The sequence below is a fragment of the Roseovarius mucosus genome (assembly GCF_002080415.1).
Lineage (GTDB): Bacteria > Pseudomonadota > Alphaproteobacteria > Rhodobacterales > Rhodobacteraceae > Roseovarius > Roseovarius mucosus_A.
The window spans coordinates 1,300,646-1,315,963 of the sequence record NZ_CP020474.1 but is presented as its reverse complement, the minus strand read 5'-3'; the positions used below and the strand labels follow the sequence as shown (position 1 = coordinate 1,315,963).

17 protein-coding genes are annotated in these 15,318 nt (G+C 63.7%); 1 reads left to right on the top strand and 16 read right to left on the bottom strand.

Annotation, left to right across the window (positions count from 1 at the left end; genetic code table 11):
* The 12 genes from fliP to rpiA all read right to left on the bottom strand — a co-directional run bounded on the left by fliP (position 1) and on the right by rpiA (position 10,446).
* On the bottom strand, positions 1–741 hold the full coding sequence (fliP, locus tag ROSMUCSMR3_RS06410; protein ID WP_081506798.1) for a flagellar type III secretion system pore protein FliP: 741 nt from the start codon (positions 739–741) through the stop codon (positions 1–3).
* Positions 738–1,010 carry a flagellar assembly protein FliO gene (locus tag ROSMUCSMR3_RS06405; protein WP_157667268.1) on the bottom strand — a complete coding sequence of 91 codons (273 nt, stop codon included), beginning with the start codon at positions 1,008–1,010 and terminating at the stop codon, positions 738–740. The genes fliP and ROSMUCSMR3_RS06405 overlap by 4 nt, the downstream gene beginning before the upstream one ends.
* Positions 1,011–1,091: 81 nt before the next feature.
* A complete protein-coding gene (gene fliN / locus ROSMUCSMR3_RS06400; RefSeq protein ID WP_008279046.1) occupies positions 1,092–1,400 on the bottom strand; it encodes a flagellar motor switch protein FliN in 309 nt (102 codons plus the stop codon).
* A gap of 16 nt (positions 1,401–1,416) precedes the next feature.
* Complete coding sequence (gene fliM, locus ROSMUCSMR3_RS06395; protein WP_008279045.1) at positions 1,417–2,394, bottom strand: flagellar motor switch protein FliM; 978 nt, start codon at positions 2,392–2,394, stop codon at positions 1,417–1,419.
* 8 nt (positions 2,395–2,402) lie between these two features.
* Positions 2,403–2,978, bottom strand: a complete 576-nt coding sequence (locus tag ROSMUCSMR3_RS06390; protein WP_081506796.1) for a flagellar basal body-associated FliL family protein — start codon at positions 2,976–2,978, stop codon at positions 2,403–2,405.
* An 8-nt stretch (positions 2,979–2,986) separates the two neighbouring features.
* On the bottom strand, positions 2,987–4,246 hold the full coding sequence (locus ROSMUCSMR3_RS06385; RefSeq protein WP_081506795.1) for a flagellar hook-length control protein FliK: 1,260 nt from the start codon (positions 4,244–4,246) through the stop codon (positions 2,987–2,989).
* Between the two features lie 142 nt (positions 4,247–4,388).
* Entirely contained in the window at positions 4,389–5,801 is a 1,413-nt protein-coding gene (locus ROSMUCSMR3_RS06380) for a Do family serine endopeptidase (RefSeq protein WP_008279042.1), read from the bottom strand.
* A gap of 195 nt (positions 5,802–5,996) precedes the next feature.
* Positions 5,997–6,194 (bottom strand): DUF2065 domain-containing protein, encoded by a 198-nt coding sequence (locus tag ROSMUCSMR3_RS06375; protein WP_008279041.1) that lies wholly within the window; start codon positions 6,192–6,194, stop codon positions 5,997–5,999.
* Positions 6,194–7,063 carry a protease modulator HflC gene (gene hflC, locus ROSMUCSMR3_RS06370; RefSeq protein WP_008279040.1) on the bottom strand — a complete coding sequence of 290 codons (870 nt, stop codon included), beginning with the start codon at positions 7,061–7,063 and terminating at the stop codon, positions 6,194–6,196. Before hflC ends, ROSMUCSMR3_RS06375 begins: the two co-directional genes overlap by 1 nt.
* A 4-nt stretch (positions 7,064–7,067) precedes the next feature.
* Positions 7,068–8,219 (bottom strand): FtsH protease activity modulator HflK, encoded by a 1,152-nt coding sequence (gene hflK, locus ROSMUCSMR3_RS06365; RefSeq protein ID WP_081506793.1) that lies wholly within the window; start codon positions 8,217–8,219, stop codon positions 7,068–7,070.
* Between the two features lie 69 nt (positions 8,220–8,288).
* A complete protein-coding gene (gene gor / locus ROSMUCSMR3_RS06360; RefSeq protein WP_081508564.1) occupies positions 8,289–9,647 on the bottom strand; it encodes a glutathione-disulfide reductase in 1,359 nt (452 codons plus the stop codon).
* A gap of 10 nt (positions 9,648–9,657) precedes the next feature.
* Positions 9,658–10,446 carry a ribose-5-phosphate isomerase RpiA gene (rpiA, locus tag ROSMUCSMR3_RS06355; RefSeq protein ID WP_008279037.1) on the bottom strand — a complete coding sequence of 263 codons (789 nt, stop codon included), beginning with the start codon at positions 10,444–10,446 and terminating at the stop codon, positions 9,658–9,660.
* A 155-nt stretch (positions 10,447–10,601) separates the two neighbouring features.
* Between rpiA and ROSMUCSMR3_RS06350 the strand changes: the two genes are divergently transcribed.
* A complete protein-coding gene (locus tag ROSMUCSMR3_RS06350; protein ID WP_081506792.1) occupies positions 10,602–12,116 on the top strand; it encodes a YifB family Mg chelatase-like AAA ATPase in 1,515 nt (504 codons plus the stop codon).
* Here ROSMUCSMR3_RS06350 and ROSMUCSMR3_RS06345 read toward each other — a convergent pair.
* From ROSMUCSMR3_RS06345 to rsmI, 4 genes are read right to left on the bottom strand one after another with little or no spacing between them, the layout of a single operon-like run.
* Positions 12,103–12,981, bottom strand: a complete 879-nt coding sequence (locus ROSMUCSMR3_RS06345; RefSeq protein WP_081506791.1) for an alpha/beta hydrolase — start codon at positions 12,979–12,981, stop codon at positions 12,103–12,105. The genes ROSMUCSMR3_RS06350 and ROSMUCSMR3_RS06345 overlap by 14 nt on opposite strands.
* Entirely contained in the window at positions 12,978–13,913 is a 936-nt protein-coding gene (gene gshB, locus ROSMUCSMR3_RS06340) for a glutathione synthase (protein WP_081506790.1), read from the bottom strand. Before gshB ends, ROSMUCSMR3_RS06345 begins: the two co-directional genes overlap by 4 nt.
* A gap of 58 nt (positions 13,914–13,971) precedes the next feature.
* Positions 13,972–14,406, bottom strand: coding sequence for a YraN family protein (locus ROSMUCSMR3_RS06335; RefSeq protein ID WP_081506789.1), 435 nt, complete (start codon positions 14,404–14,406; stop codon positions 13,972–13,974).
* Between the two features lie 3 nt (positions 14,407–14,409).
* A complete protein-coding gene (gene rsmI / locus ROSMUCSMR3_RS06330; RefSeq protein WP_237183542.1) occupies positions 14,410–15,288 on the bottom strand; it encodes a 16S rRNA (cytidine(1402)-2'-O)-methyltransferase in 879 nt (292 codons plus the stop codon).
* Between the last annotated feature and the right edge of the window lie 30 nt (positions 15,289–15,318).

Genomic DNA, 15,318 nt, shown 5'->3' with positions numbered 1-15,318 from the left:
TCAGAGCGCTCCTTGAAAGCTGGAGGCAAGCGAGCCCATGGTCAGGGCCCAGCCATCGACCAGCACGAACAACAGCAGTTTGAAGGGCAGCGACACGATCATCGGAGAGAGCATCATCATGCCGAGTGCCATCAGGATCGAGGCGATCACCATGTCGATCACCAGAAAGGGCAGGAACAGCAGAAAGCCGATCTGGAACGCGGTCTTGAGTTCCGAAGTGATATAGGCGGGCAAGAGCACGGCCACCGGGACTTCGGCGTCGCTGGCATAGGGGGCATCGCCCGCCAGTTCCGCGAACATCAAAAGGTCGTTCTGCCGGGTATTGGCCAGCATGAAGCCGGACAGCTTGTCCCAGGCCAGCCGCACCGCCACATCCGGGGCCATTTGCCCATCGAGATAGGGGCTGAGCGCGGTGTCATACACCTCTGTCAGCACTGGCTGCATCACGAAGAACGACAAAAAAAGCGCGATGGCGATGAGCACCTGATTGGGCGGCGTCTGCATCGTGCCCATGGCTTGCCGCAGGATCGACAGCACGATGATGATCCGGGTAAAGGCGGTCATGCCCAGCACCAGCGACGGCAGCACCGTGAGCGCCGTCATCAGCGCCAGAATTTGCAGTGAGAGCGAATAGGTCGTGCCGTTCTCGTCCGAGAGGGTGATCGCGGGCAGGCCCTGTTGTGCCAGAACCGGCGCGGGCAGCAGAAGGGCAAGGATCAGAAGCGGAAAAAGGCGGCTCATGCTGCGGCCCCCTCGTTTTGTGCCAGAAGGGTCAGCGCGGTGCCCGAGCGGCGGCCCATCACCACCAGCACGGTTTGCCCTTCGGCCTTGAGCAAGAGCGCGCGGCTGTCGCCGCCCAGATTGAGCGTCTCGGTCAGTTCCAGTTTGCGACCGGTTGCCAGACGGGCGGCGAGCGGTGCGCGTTTATGGCGGATCACGGCCCAGACCAGCACGAGCACGCCCAGAAAGCCCGCAATGGTCAGGATGCGGTCAGGGGTCAAGACATCCACGGGGGTATTCTCCTGCAAAGGTTGATCAAGGGTCAGTTGATCAACCCGTGCAGGTTTCGTGCCACGCAAAGGGGTAGGGTGTCAGACGGTTTCGATCCGTTGCCGGGGATCGACGATATCGCCAAAGCGGATGCCGAATTTCTCGCCCACCACGACCACCTCGCCCTTGGCGATGGGGGTGCCGTTGACCAGAATATCGAGCGGGTCGCCCGCCATGCGGTCGAGTTCCACCACCGAGCCTTCGTTGAGGCGCAAGAGGTCTTGCAGCGTGATTTGGGTATTGCCCACCTCAACGGTCATGCTGACACGGACATTGGCCAAAAGGCCAAGGTCAACGTTGGTCAGGCTGGTGTCGGGCTGGTCGGTCGGGGGGGTGGCATCATTGGTCATGGCGGGGTCCTTGGGGTCAGGGTTCAATACGGCGGGTAAGCGAGAGCGCGGCGCGGCCATTCTGCGCGCCCGGTTCGGCGTCAAAGAGTGGTGTGCCTTCGACCAGCAATTGCGGGCGCAGCGTCAGATCAACCGGCACGACGCGACCGGGGCGCAGCCCGGTCAGGGCGCTGATGGGCACATTGGGTTCGGCCAGACGCGCCGTGACATTGAGCGGCACAGCCATCACCGCCTCGCGCAGGCGGCTGCGCCAGCGCAGGTCATCGGCCACTTGATCCGACTGCATCCGCGAGCGCAGGCGCGCGGCAATTGGTTTGAGCGCCTGAAGCGGGTAAATTAGATCCAGCGTGGCCGGATCGGCCTCGGGCAGCTGGATGATGAAAGAGCAGCAGACAACCTTTTCTTCGCTTTCGACAAAGGTGGCGAATTGCAGATTGTCCTCATGCACCGGATTGGCGAAATCGAGCGGGATCAGATCGCGCCACGCGGCCTCGAGCGCGCGGTAGATGCCCTTGGTCACGATTTCGATCACCCGCGTCTCGCTGGCGGTAAACTCGGCGCGGCCACCCGGCAGATAGGCGATATTGCCGCCGTAATAGGCATTGGTCAGCAAGGATACGAAATTGGGCGGCAGCATGATCAACTGATTGCTGCGCAGCGCATCGACGCGGGCGGTGGTCAGGCTGACAAAATTCTCCAACTCGTCGCAGTAATGCGAAAAGCTTTTGACCTCGGGTGGAAAGGCAGAGATGCGCGGGTGCATCCGCAGGAACGGCAGGAACACGGGCCGCGCCAGACGACAAAAGCGTTCGTTGACCATGCGCAACCCGTGGTAATCGCCCATGATCGACAGGTTGTCAGAGCCGAATTTGTAGCGCTTGACGCTTTCGGTGCCGTGGGTCTGCTCTTTCTCCATGTCGAGCAGGCCGTCGACAAGGGCTGCGACCTCGTTCGAGCTAAGTTTGTGGGTGGCGCTGGTGGTGTTGCGGGCCATGGGGCGACCTATTGCAGGACAAAGGAGGGAAAGAAGACGCCCTCGATGCCGCCGAACCCTTCGAGGGCTTCGAGGCGGGCGTTGATCGCAGTCTTGAGCGCCTCTGCCAGCGCCTCGCGTCCGGCGGTGCCTTCGACATCTTCTTCGGCAAAGCCCGAGATCACCGCCAACATATCCGAGCGCAGGGCCATGGCGTGGGTTTCGATATGCGCGATGACGCTCTCGTCATATTGGGTCGAGACGCCAACACCGATCTGGAGAAACCGGCGCGAGCCCTTGAGATTGGTGGTCAGCGGATCGGGAAACTCGTGATAGCGGGTTTCGAAGACGGGGGCCTCGGGCATTTCCTTGGGGATGCGCTTGGGGCCAGCCTCGGCCTCGCCCGCGGCCTCGGCGGCGGCGGTTTCCAATTCGAGCAGGCGCAACACCTCTTGCGACGGCGAAAGCGCCCCGCCAGACAGGTAGAAACCCGCCCCAAAGCCGCCGCCGCCCAGAAGGAGCGCCATCAAAAGCCAGACAAGCATCTTCTTGAGAAAGCCACCCTTGGGGCGGGCATCGAGATTGGGGAGTGCGGCATCGGCCATGGGAAACCTCAGGCGATCAGGTCAATGGAAGAGCGCGCAGGCGCGCGCGGGGAAAGCGGGTGTGAGGAGCTGTCATCGTGAGCGGTGGCATCCTGCGACAGGCCCGGTTCGGTGCCGGGCTGGCCATTGCCACGCGGGTTGGCATCGCCGCCCGTGGTGCCAAAGCCCGCCGCGCCGCCTGAGCCGCCCGTCGTCGTTGTGGTGGATTGGCTGCCCATCTCGAGCCCGGCGCGGGCCATGGCCTCGGCCAGACGAGGCTGGGCCTCGGCCATGGCGCGGGCGGCTTCGGGGCTTTCGGTGACGATATGCACATGGGTCACACCGTCCTGAGTTTCTAGCCGGATTTGCAGCGGGCCAAGACGCTCGGGGGTGAGCGTGAGGGTCAGAGTGTCGATATCTGCGCTGATGCCCTGCTGAATGTCCTGCACCATCTGTTCGGGCCAGTTGGGGGCTGCAAGATCAAGGGTTTGCGGCAGCGGGGCGCTGGTCAGGGGGGCAGGGGCGGCGGTTTGCAGCGCGGCTTGTGGGGCGGCCATGGGCGTGGCTTCTGCTGTGGCCATGGGCGCGGCTCCGCTGGGTTCAGCGGGGGCAAGCGGGGCGGGATCGGCGCTGAGCGCGGCTGTGGCGGGTGTGGTGCTGCCTGCGGGCGCTGTGGGCGGCGGCGCGGGCATGAGGGGGGCCGCGATGGGCAGGGCAGAGGCGGCGAGTGGCAGCGCTTCGGCGGTTTCCGGGGGTTCCACGCTTTCGGTGGGCTCTGCTGTGTCGGCGATGTCGGGATCCGAGGCCGCTTGTGCGACTTGCGCTGCAACGGGCGGGACTGCGCCCGGTTCGGGGGCTGGCGTGGCGATGGGCAGGTGATCCGTTGCCCCCTGCGCAGAGGCGGCTTCGGACAGGGGTATATCCTCGGGCGTGATCTGCGCCTCGGGGGCGCTGTCTGGTTGGGGTGGGACGGCCTCGATGGTGATCCGAGGCGGTTGGAAATCGGCGATTTGCACGCCCGCCGGATTTGCCACGGGCGTGGGCATAGGCGCTGTGGGCACGGGCGCTGTGGGCACGGGCGCTGCGACAGCAGGCGTGGGGCCCGGCGTGATCGGCCCGAGGTGAGGGGTGGAAAGCTGCGCGGGGGGCTGCGCCGGGGCCTGTGCTGCGTCCAAAAGGGCAGAAAAGCCTTGGTTTGGCACGCCAGCGCCTTGGCCAAGCGCCGTCGCACCACGGGCCGGGGCCGTGGCTGCGGGGTTGGGAAGGCTGGTCAATACCGGGGCGATCATGCCGGGCTCCGTCTGGGGGTCACTCCAGAAGGTGCAAGCATCATGCCAAGCGCAGGCTGGGCGCGGCCAGACGATATGCGCCCGGCGCAATGAAAAAGGCACCCCGGATCGGGGTGCCTTTGCGGCCCATGGTCAGGGGCGTTTACTTGTTATCTTCGATCGAAAGCGCCACGAACCGCGGATCGCCACCGCTGCGCACCAGCATCAGCAGGGATTTGCGCCCGGCCTCTTTGGCCTCGGCGATGCGGTCGTCAAGATCAGAGATGCTGGCCACTTTTTGTTGTCCGGCCTCGGTGATCACATCGCCCGCGCGCAGACCTTTTTCGTAGGCCTCGGACAGCTCGTCGATATTCACCACGACAAGGCCCGTTGCCGAATTGTCCAGCTCAAGCTGCGCACGCAGCTCGTCACTGAGCGGGGTCAGCGTGAGGCCCAAAATGGTCTTTTCTACGGGTGCCTCGGGTGTGGCCTCCTCGCCGGGCTGGGCCACGGGAATGGCACCTTCGGCCTCTTCGCGGCGGCCCAATGTGATCTTGAGCGTGGTTGTTTTGCCCTCACGGAAGACCACGACGCGCACGGTCTTGCCCACCTCGGTATTGCCCACGGTGCGCACAAGGCTGCGGGTGTCGGACACATCCTGCCCGTCAAAGGACGTGATCACGTCACCGGCCAGCATACCGGCATCGGCTGCGGGGCCTTCGGGTACATCCGTCACAAGGGCACCGGCGGCTTTCTCAAGCCCCATCGCCTCGGCCACATCGGCTGTGACGTCCTGAATCCGTACGCCCAGCCAGCCGCGCCGTGTTTCCCCGAATTCCTGCAACTGATCGACCACGCGCTTGACCACATTCGAGGCCATGGAGAAACCGATACCGATAGAGCCGCCGGTGGGGCTGAGGATGGCAGTGTTCACGCCCACGACCTGACCGTCGAGATTAAAGAGCGGCCCGCCCGAGTTGCCCCGGTTGATGGCCGCGTCGGTCTGAATAAAGTCGTCATAGGTGCCGCTGAGCGCGCGGTTGCGCGCCGAAACGATGCCCGCAGACAGCGAGAACCCCTGACCCAGCGGGTTGCCCATGGCCAGCACCCAATCGCCCACGCGGGCGGTGTCACTGTCGCCAAAGCTGACGAAAGGCAGCGGTTTATCCGCCTTGACCTTGAGCAGGGCGATATCGGTCTTGGGGTCGGTGCCGATCACCTCGGCGGCAAGGGTTTCACCGGAAAAGAATTCGATGATGATTTCATCCGCGCTTTCGATCACGTGGTTGTTCGTGACCACAAACCCATCTTCGGAAATCACAAAGCCGGACCCAAGCGCTGAGGAACGCTGTGGCCGGTCACCTTCGCCCAGACGGTCGCGGAACTGCTCGAAGAAGTCTTCGAAGGGCGAGCCTTCGGGCACGATGGGCGAGGGGCCGGTGCCCCGTTCGACCACGGTTGACGTTGTGATGTTCACCACCGCCGGGCTGATTTTGTCCGCAAGATCGGCAAAGCTGTCGGGCCGTGCTGAGGCGGCCATTGCCTGAGCGATCAACAGCCCAACCATCAGGGCCATGACCCAAAGAGCCCGCAGGCCGCTGGGCAGGGATCGTGTTGTGGAAATCGTTTGGGTGTTCACACCAATGTCTCCTTTGGTTCGTGCATCGGGCGGCACGCGCGCCCTCTTGCACTGGAATGTAGGTGGTCTTTGCCGGATCGCAAAGTTTGCGGGATCAATTCACATCCATGTGACCGTTTTGGCGGACCAAGATCAAGCGCCAAGCGTCTTGGCCGCCCAGACAAGGATCAGCCCCAGCACCAGCGCAATCGCCCCCATGAGGCGCCGCGCCTCGACGGGCAGCGCCGACAGGGCCACAAGCATCTGTTCAATAAGCGAAGGGGCCAGTGCATAGACCAGCCCCTCCACAATCAGCACCAGTCCCAATGCAAGAAGCGCGGTTTCGAGCATTATGGCGCGCTTCCCGACTTGAGATAGTCAAAGAATTCGCTGTCCGGTGTCATTACCATCGAAGAATTGTTGCCTTGCAGCGCCTTTTCATAGGCTTCGAGCGAGCGGTAGAAGGCAAAGAACTCGGGGTCGGCACCGAAAGCCTCGGCAAAGATCGCGTTGCGTTCGGCGTCGGCCTCGCCTCGGATCACCTGCGCTTCACGCTCGGCATCCGAGAGCGTCTCGGTCACGGTCCGGTCGGCAAGGGCGCGCACGCGCTGTGCGGCCTCGTTACCACGGGCGATCTCGTCGGCGGCTTCCCGCTCGCGCTCGGCGCGCATCCGGGCAAACGTTGCCTCGAGGTTCTGCTCGGGCAGGTTGGTCTGCTTGAGCCGCACATCCACCACGTCAAGGCCAAGGCCCGCCGCACTGGTCTGTGCCTGCCGCTGGATGCGGCGCATCAATTCGCGCCGATCTTCGGACAGGATCGTATCGGACGTCACCTGATCGGCACCCAGAACTTCGCGGATCTGCGCGTTGAGAATGGATGACAGACGATCCTCGGCCAGACGCACCCCGCCCACGCCGACGGCCTGACGGAACTGCACCGCGTCGCGGATGCGGTAACGCGCAAAGGCATCGACCACAAGACGGCGGTCATCCGACGGCGTCACCTCGATGGTGTCGGTATCGAGCGACAGGATGCGGTCATCATAGCGCACCACCTCCTGAATGAAGGGGATCTTGAAGGAGAGGCCCGGTTCTTCCTTGACGGATTTGATCTGGCCGAATTGCAGCACCAGAACCTTTTCGCGCTCATCGACCACAAAGACCGAAGAGAGACCCAAAAAGCCCAGAACGACCACAAGAGGGATTAGAAATTTGGTCATGATCTTAGTTCCCCTGTTCTGTCGTAGAGCGGCGCAGTTCGTTCAGCGGCAGATAGGGCACAACCCCGTTGCCGCCTTCGCTGCCGACGATGGAACTGTCGAGAATGGTCTTGTCGATACCGCCAAGAACCCGCTCCATTGTCTCGATATAAAGACGTTTGCGCGTCACATCCGGTGCCTTGGCGTATTCTTCGAGAACCGAGGTGAAGCGGCTCGCGTCACCCTGTGCCTCGTTGACGACGCGGGCGCGGTAGCCTTCTGAATCCTCTAGGATCTGGGCGGCTTGACCGCGCGCTTCTGCCAGCGCCCGGTTGGCATAGGCATCCGCCTGCCGTTGCAAACGGTCGCGTTCCTGTTCGGCGGCCTGCACTTCGCGGAAGCTGTCGATCACCTCGCGCGGCGGATCGGCCTTGTCGAGGTTGACCCGCACCACCTGAATCCCGCTGTCATATTCATCAAGCGCCTCTTGGATGTTGCGCATCGCTGTGTCGGCGATGATCCCACGATCCCGGTTGAGGATGGGGGCCAGATTGGACGCCGCGATGATCTCGCGCATCACGGATTCCGACACCGCCTGCACCGTCAGTTGCGGATCGCGGATGTTGAAGAGCAGTTTTGCCGGGTCGGAAATGTTCCAAACCACCTGAAAGCCGATATCGACGATATTGGCATCGGTGGTCAGCATCAGCCCGCCTTCACGCCCGCCGGTGCTGCGACCGATATCCTCGGTCCGTTCCGAGGTCACATTGACGATTTCAGCCGTCACAATGGGCCATGGGGCAAAGTTCAGACCGGGATTGCCGGTCTTGTAGTAGGCCCCCAAGAAGAGCTCGACCGATTGCTCTTCGGGCTTGACCGTATAGACGCTGGCAAAGACCCAGAGCGCGACTGCACCCAAGGCCGCAAGGCCAATGGTGCCCTTGCCGAACTGTGGCCCGCCTTCGCCACCGGTGCCACCGCCCTTGTTGCCGCCGCCGCGCCCCCCCATGAGAACCCGAAGCTGATCCTGACCCTTGCGCACCAACTCGTCGATTTCGGGCAGCTGCGGTCCTCCCTCTGGGGGACGCCTGCCACCCCCACCATTGCGGTCGCGGTCATCGCCGCCGCCGCCCGAATTTCCGCCGCCGCCCCATGGGCCGCCAGAGTTTCCAGCCATACGTTTGTCTTCCCTTGTTGTCCTGCCGTTCCCGGCCCGTTTCACAACCTGTGCAGCACAGGCGAAAAATCAAGCGGTGCGCACAGGCGTTTTCATCGTTACAAGCTCTTCCGACATGGTCGGATGCACCGCTACGGTGCGGTCGAAGTCTTCTTTTGTCGCGCCCATCTTGACGGCGATCCCCGCCATTTGGATCATCTCGCCCGCACCCGGAGCGACGATATGACACCCCAGCACCTTGCGGGTGGCCTGGCTTACGATCAGTTTCATCAACACCCGGTCGGGTCGCCCGGCAAAGGCCGTCTGCATGGGCCGGAACGAGGTGGCATAGACCTCGATCGGCTCTTGCTCGCGCGCGGCTTCTTCGCTCAGGCCCACGGTGCCCATCTCGGGTTGGGTGAAAATCGCGGTGGGGATCAGATCATGGTCCACCGGCGTCGGGTTGCCGTTGAACACCGTTTCCACAAAGGCCATGCCCTCGCGGATGGCCACCGGCGTGAGGTTCACACGGTCGGTCACATCGCCAATCGCATAGACCGAGGGCACGCCGGTCTGGCTATAGGCATCCACGACAATCTCGCCCTTGCGGCCCACGGACACGCCTGCGGCCTCAAGCCCCAGATTTTCCGTGTTGGGCGCGCGCCCGGTTGCGAACATCACCTGTTCAAACACCGCCTCGCTGCCATTGGTGCCGGTCACGCGATAGCCGCCGTCGACGGGCTCCATCGTCTCGATATTGGTGCCCAGATGCAGGGTGATCCCCGAGGCGATCATCTCGTCCGAGACCAGCCCGCGCGCCTCTTCGTCAAAGCCGCGCAGAATTTGCGCGCCGCGATAGAACTGCGTGACCTTGACCCCCAAACCGTTGAGAATACAGGCGAATTCACACGCGATATAGCCGCCGCCGACGATCAGGATCGACTTGGGCAGCCGCTCTAGATGAAAGATCTCATTGCTGGTGATCGCATGCTCCGCCCCCGGCAGATCGGGTTTCACGGGCCGCCCGCCAGTGGCGATGAGGATGTGTTTGGCGCTCCGCCGCGTGCCGTCGGCCAGTTCCACCGTATGCGGATCAACAAGGCGCGCCCGGCTATCATAAGTCTCGACCCCGTTGTTTTTCAGAATACCGCGATAGACCCCTTCGAGCCGGTCCAACTCGGTATGCAGCTTGTCGCGGAAGGTGACCCAATCGAACCCGCCCGCATGCACTGTCCAGCCATAGGCCTGCGCATCGGCCATAGCCCCGCGATATTCCGAGGCAAAGACCATCAGTTTCTTGGGCACACAGCCGCGAATGACGCAGGTGCCGCCATAGCGATCCTCTTCGGCCAAGGCGACGCGCGCGCCACCCTGTGCCGCCACCCGCGCCGCGCGCACGCCGCCAGACCCGCCGCCGATCACGAAAAGGTCGTAGTCGAATTCGCTCATCATCGTCCCCTCAATCCGTCAGATCACGAAAGAGATTGTCGGTCTCGACAAAGTCGAGCCGGTCTTCCTCCACGGTGCCTTCGTTGATGTCGCGGGTTTCCACACGGCCATCGCCATAGCCCAGAATGACCACATCGCAGATATCGAGGAAAAGCCCGTTTTCAACCACCCCCGGCATCTGATTGAGCGCCATCGAGAGTTGATGCGCGGCCCCAATCCGCCCCAGATGCAGATCGAGAATATAATTGCCCTCATCGGTGATGAAGGGCCGCGCGCCATTCATCCGCAGCGTGGCATCGCGCCCCAGCACATCCATATTGATCAAGAGTTCCTCGACCAGCGATTTCGTCGTCTGCCAACCAAAGGGGATCACCTCTACCGGCAGGGGGAAGGCGCCCAGCGTCTCGACCTCCTTGCCGACATCGGCGATCACGATCATCTGGTCAGAGGCTGTCGCCACGATCTTTTCTTGCAAGAGCGCGCCGCCGCCGCCCTTGATCAGATTGAGATTGCTGTCAAATTCATCGGCCCCGTCAATTGTAAGGTCGAGCCATTTCGCCTCATCCAGGCTGATAACCTCGATCCCCACCTCACGTGCCAGTTCCGCCGTGCGCGTCGATGTCGGCACGCCGCGAATGCGCAAGCCGCCCTCGCGCACCAACTCTCCCAGACAGCGGACCATCCACGCGGCGGTTGATCCGGTGCCAAGGCCCACGCGCATCCCGTCCTCGACGAAATCCACCGACCGCTTGGCGGCAACGAATTTGGCCTTGTCAATCGGCGACAATTCTCCGGTCATGGCAGCGACTCCCAGACTGTTTCGCAGGGGTTATAAGAGAGATGCCGCGCAGGTGCGAGACCGAATTCGCCCGGTTTCAAAGGGCAGCCAGCGTTAACCATTCTTAAACCTCTGCCGCGCTACGCATTAACCTTGTTAGAAGCATAGGGAACCACATGGTCGCGCGCGCCTATACCGTGGCCTTTGAGGGGGTCGAGGCCAAGCCCGTCGAGGTGCAATGCGCCATCACGCCGGGCGTTCCCGCCTTTTCCCTCGTGGGCCTGCCCGACAAGGCGGTGTCCGAGGCGCGCGACCGGGTGCGCGCGGCGCTCTCGGCCATGGCCATCGCCCTGCCGTCGCGGCGCATCACCATCAACCTCTCGCCCGCCGACATGCCGAAAGAGGGCAGCCATTTTGACCTGCCCATCGCGCTCGCCCTTCTGGCAGCGCTCGAAATCATCCCGCATGACGCCGCCGAGGGCACAACGGCGCTGGGGGAATTGTCGCTCGACGGCACGCTGGTGCCAGTGATCGGCGCGTTGCCCGCCGCCATGGCTGCCGCTGAGGAACACCGTATCCTGCTCTGCCCCAAGGCTTGCGGCCCCGAGGCGGCCTGGGTCGGCGCGGTGCAGGTGATCGCGGCGGCGTCGCTCTCGGATGTGGTACGCCACTACACCGGGCAGGCGCCGATCCCCGCCTCGGACCCCGGCGAGGTGATCGCACCGCCACAGGGCCGCGACCTGCGCGACGTAAAAGGGCAGGAACGCGCCAAACGCGCGCTGGAAATTGCGGCGGCAGGCCGTCACCACCTGATCATGATCGGCACGCCGGGGTCTGGCAAATCCATGCTGGCCGCGCGCCTGCCCGGCATCTTGCCGCCGCTTTCCGCGCCAGAGGCGTTGGAGACCTCGATGATCCATTCGCTTGCCGGGCTCTTGTCCGAGGGCGGCATCAACCGCGCCCGCCCCTTTCGCGAGCCGCATCACACCGCCTCGATGGCCGCGATTGTCGGCGGCGGGCGCAGCGCCAAGCCGGGGGAAATCAGCCTTGCGCACAACGGCGTGCTCTTCATGGATGAGTTTCCCGAATTTCCCCGCACCGTGCTGGAAACCCTGCGCCAACCGATCGAGACCGGCGAGGTGATGGTCGCCCGCGCCAATGCGCATGTGAAATATCCCTGCCGTTTCATGCTGATCGCTGCCGCCAACCCCTGCAAATGCGGCTATCTGAGCGACCCCAACCGCGCCTGTTCACGCGCGCCCAACTGCGGCGAGGATTACATCGGACGCATTTCCGGCCCGTTGATGGACCGCTTTGATCTGCGGATCGAGGTGCCGCCCGTGGCCTTTACCGATCTCGATCTGCCCGCCTCGGGCGATGCCTCGGCCACGGTCGCAAACCGCGTGGCGGGGGCGCGGGCGGTGCAGGCGGCGCGCTATGCGGGCCATGCCCATATGCGCCTCAACGCTGATGCCGAAGGGGCGGTGCTCGATGATGTCGCCACGCCGGACGCCGAGGGGCGCGCCCTTGTGACGCGCGTTGCCAGCCGCTTTGGGCTTACGGCGCGGGGCTATCACCGGGTGTTGCGGGTGGCGCGCACCATCGCCGATCTTGACGGCTCCGTGGATGTCCGCCTGCCGCACGTGGCCGAGGCGGTCAGCTTTCGCATCGCCGGGGTCAAAGAGACCTGATCCAGGCGGCCAGATCGCGCAGGGTGCTGCGCGCCTCGGGCAGGATATTGTGGAAAATTGGCCAGACATGCGGATGATCGGGCGCGACTGTGAGTGTGCTCTGCACCCCCTGCGCCACCAGCGCGGCCTGCATCCGCAGCGTATCATCGCGCAGGATCTCGGTGTCGCCCACGGTCATCCACACGGGCGGCGCGCCGGTGAACACACCAAAGAGAGGCGAGGCGCGCGGGTCGCGAGGGTCTTGCCCGCGCAAGAACATCTCCAGCATCTCGGCGACCCGGCTGGCCGACAGCACGCAATCGCGCGCGGCATTCTCGGTGACGGACGCGCCGGAATAGGTCACATCGGTAAGGGGCGAAAAGGCAAAGACGCCCAAGGGCGGGGCAAGACCCTGTGCAAGGATTTCATGCAAGAGCGCAAGCGCCAGCCCGCCGCCCGCGCTATCGCCACCGATGATCACCTCCTGCTTGGCCCTCAGCGCGCGGTATGTGGCCAGCGCATCCGTGATCTGCGCCGGAAAAGGATGCTCGGGGGCCAGCCGGTAATCGGGCAAACAGGCGGGCAGCCCGGTCAGCGCCGAGAGCTTGGCCAGCATCGCCCGATGCGTGGTCGAGGTGCCAAAGACATAGGCCCCGCCATGGAAATAGAGGATCACGGGCGCAGGTTGCGCACCACGGGCCCGCGCCCATTGCACCGGCACCCCGTCTAGCGTGTCACGCAGAAAGGAACTGCCAAAGGGGGCATGAAAATAAAGCCGCGATTTGAACGCAAAGGACCGCCGGAGGCGGTCCTTGTCATGGCGCGCCAGCGCCGGCTTCTCGAACCAGCGCAACTGGCGGTTCAAGAGGCGCAGTTGCCAGCTCATCCCCGCCGTGTCGCGATTGCATCCCAGATCAGCCCGGCACCATTGGTGCCGTCAAACCGCTCCAGCTCTTGCAGGCCGGTGGGCGAGGTCACGTTGATCTCGGTGAGATAGTCGCCGATCACGTCTATGCCGACGAATATCTGCCCCTTCTCGCGCAAAAGCGGCCCGATGGTGGCGCAAATCTCGCGGTCGCGGGCGGTCAGCTCGACCTTTTCCGCGCGCCCGCCCACATGCATGTTTGAGCGCGTCTCGCCCTGCGCGGGCACGCGGTTGATGGCCCCGATGGGTTCGCCATCCACCAGAATCACCCGTTTGTCGCCCTTGCTGACGGCGGGCAGGTATTTTTGCACGATGAGCGGCTCGCGGCTGAATCCGGTGAACATCTCATGCAGGCTGGCAAGGTTGCGGTCGCTCTCGGGCAGGTGGAACACGCCCGCGCCGCCGTTGCCGTAAAGCGGCTTGAGGATCACATCGCCATGCCGTGCGCGAAAGGCGCGGATCGTCTCGAGATCGCGGGCAATCGCCGTGGGCGGCATGAGTTGCGGGAAATCGAGAATCAGCAGCTTTTCAGGATAGTTGCGCACCCAGAACGGATCATTTGCCACCAGTGTGCCGGGGCTCAGCCGTTGCAGGATATGGGTTGTGGTGATGTAGAACATATCGAACGGCGGGTCTTGGCGCAGCCAGACCACATCGAAGGTGCTCAGATCGACTGTTTGCTCTGCGCCCAGCCGAAAATGATCGCCCTGCACCCGTTGCACGGTCAGGGGCCAGCCCCGCGCCGTCACCCGCCCCTCGTCATAGGCCAGCCGGTCGGGCGTGTAGTAAAACAGCTCATAGCCGCGCGCCTGCGCCTCTTCCGCGATGCGAAAGGTGCTGTCTCCGTTGATATTGATCGGCCCGATCGGGTCCATCTGAAAGGCGATTTTCATATCCTGCCCCTTTTCACCGTCTCCTGCCTACATGCGGCAAGAGCGCGGGGCGCGCAATTCAGAAATGACCAAAGGCATTCTCAAGAATGCGCACATCGCCCCGGCCATCCACGATCCCCAGATCAAAACGAACAGAGGCCAATTGCCCCTCGGGCAAAAGGCCCAGATATTCCGACGCGGCGGCGTGGATGCGCCGCATCTGGCCTTGGTGCAGCCGCTCGATGGCCAGATCAAAGCTGGCCGCCTGCTTGACCTCGCAGAAGACATACGTATCGGGCGCGCGCAGGATCATGTCGATCTCGCCACTTTGCCCGCGCCAGCGTTGGTGCAATGCTGTCACGCCCCGCCGTTCGTAGGCGCGCAAAACACCGGCCTCCGCCGCCCGACCCGAGAGATAGGCGCGCCGCCCCCGATCCTGACGGCGCAAGACTAGCGGGGCCACCACAATCGCCGCCCCGCCAATCGCCTCAAAATCAAATGCCAGTTGCCGCATCTCTCAATCCGCCTCTGAATCTCCGCTCTTTGCCAAAGAGAGCGCCCGTTGATAAATCTCGCGCCGGGGCATGCCTGTGTCCGCCGCCACCAGATCCGCCGCATCGCGCACAGAGTGCCCCTTGAGCGCATCAAGCACCATTCGGTCTAAATCAACTTCCTTAATTTTCTCCGAACCGCCACGATCAATAATCACGACAATTTCGCCTTTTGGCGGCGCATCGGCCCAGATCAGGGCCAATTCATTGAGTGTGCCGCGCCGGACCTCCTCGAATTTCTTGGTCAACTCGCGGCAGACCGCCGCGGCGCGCGCACCGCCCAACACTTCGGCCGCATCGCGCAGCATCGCCACCACCCGCTTGGGCGATTCGTAAAACACCAGCGTTGCGGGCACGCTTGCCAGCTCCTTGAGCACCGTCTTGCGCTTGGAGGCGGTGTTGGGCAGGAACCCGGCAAAGAGAAAGCGATCCGTGGGCAGGCCCGCCAGCGTCAGCGCCGTGATCACCGCCGAAGGGCCGGGGGCCGAGACAAGGTCAAACCCCGCCGCGACCGCCGCGCGGCCCAGATCGAATCCGGGGTCTGCCACCATTGGCGTCCCCGCCTCCGAGGCGTAGACCACCGATTGCCCAGCCTCGAGCGCCGCCAGTATCCGGGGCCGCATCTGCCCGCCGTTGTGGTCGTGATAGGGCCAGAGCGGGCGGTCATCGAGCCGCACGCCGTGAATCTCCATCAGCCGCCGCAGGCTGCGCGTATCTTCGGCCACCAGCACATCCGCCGAGGCGAGGATGTCGAGCGCGCGCAGCGTGATGTCGCGCGCGGTGCCGATCGGTGTGGCGATGAGGTAGAGACCACCGGCCAGTTTCTGCTGTTTGGGATTCACCACTGGACCCGCTCCATATGACCGTTATGATTG

Excerpts from the sequence above, each read along its gene's own strand:
- fliP (WP_081506798.1), bottom strand. The coding sequence starts at position 741 with ATGAGCCGCCTTTTTCCGCTTCTGATCCTTGCCCTTCTGCTGCCCGCG.
- fliN (WP_008279046.1), bottom strand. The coding sequence starts at position 1,400 with ATGACCAATGATGCCACCCCCCCGACCGACCAGCCCGACACCAGCCTG.
- fliM (WP_008279045.1), bottom strand. The coding sequence starts at position 2,394 with ATGGCCCGCAACACCACCAGCGCCACCCACAAACTTAGCTCGAACGAG.
- ROSMUCSMR3_RS06390 (WP_081506796.1), bottom strand. The coding sequence starts at position 2,978 with ATGGCCGATGCCGCACTCCCCAATCTCGATGCCCGCCCCAAGGGTGGC.
- ROSMUCSMR3_RS06385 (WP_081506795.1), bottom strand. The coding sequence starts at position 4,246 with ATGATCGCCCCGGTATTGACCAGCCTTCCCAACCCCGCAGCCACGGCC.
- ROSMUCSMR3_RS06380 (WP_008279042.1), bottom strand. The coding sequence starts at position 5,801 with ATGGCCCTGATGGTTGGGCTGTTGATCGCTCAGGCAATGGCCGCCTCA.
- ROSMUCSMR3_RS06375 (WP_008279041.1), bottom strand. The coding sequence starts at position 6,194 with ATGCTCGAAACCGCGCTTCTTGCATTGGGACTGGTGCTGATTGTGGAG.
- hflC (WP_008279040.1), bottom strand. The coding sequence starts at position 7,063 with ATGACCAAATTTCTAATCCCTCTTGTGGTCGTTCTGGGCTTTTTGGGT.
- hflK (WP_081506793.1), bottom strand. The coding sequence starts at position 8,219 with ATGGCTGGAAACTCTGGCGGCCCATGGGGCGGCGGCGGAAATTCGGGC.
- gor (WP_081508564.1), bottom strand. The coding sequence starts at position 9,647 with ATGAGCGAATTCGACTACGACCTTTTCGTGATCGGCGGCGGGTCTGGC.
- rpiA (WP_008279037.1), bottom strand. The coding sequence starts at position 10,446 with ATGACCGGAGAATTGTCGCCGATTGACAAGGCCAAATTCGTTGCCGCC.
- ROSMUCSMR3_RS06350 (WP_081506792.1), top strand. The coding sequence starts at position 10,602 with ATGGTCGCGCGCGCCTATACCGTGGCCTTTGAGGGGGTCGAGGCCAAG.
- ROSMUCSMR3_RS06345 (WP_081506791.1), bottom strand. The coding sequence starts at position 12,981 with ATGAGCTGGCAACTGCGCCTCTTGAACCGCCAGTTGCGCTGGTTCGAG.
- gshB (WP_081506790.1), bottom strand. The coding sequence starts at position 13,913 with ATGAAAATCGCCTTTCAGATGGACCCGATCGGGCCGATCAATATCAAC.
- ROSMUCSMR3_RS06335 (WP_081506789.1), bottom strand. The coding sequence starts at position 14,406 with ATGCGGCAACTGGCATTTGATTTTGAGGCGATTGGCGGGGCGGCGATT.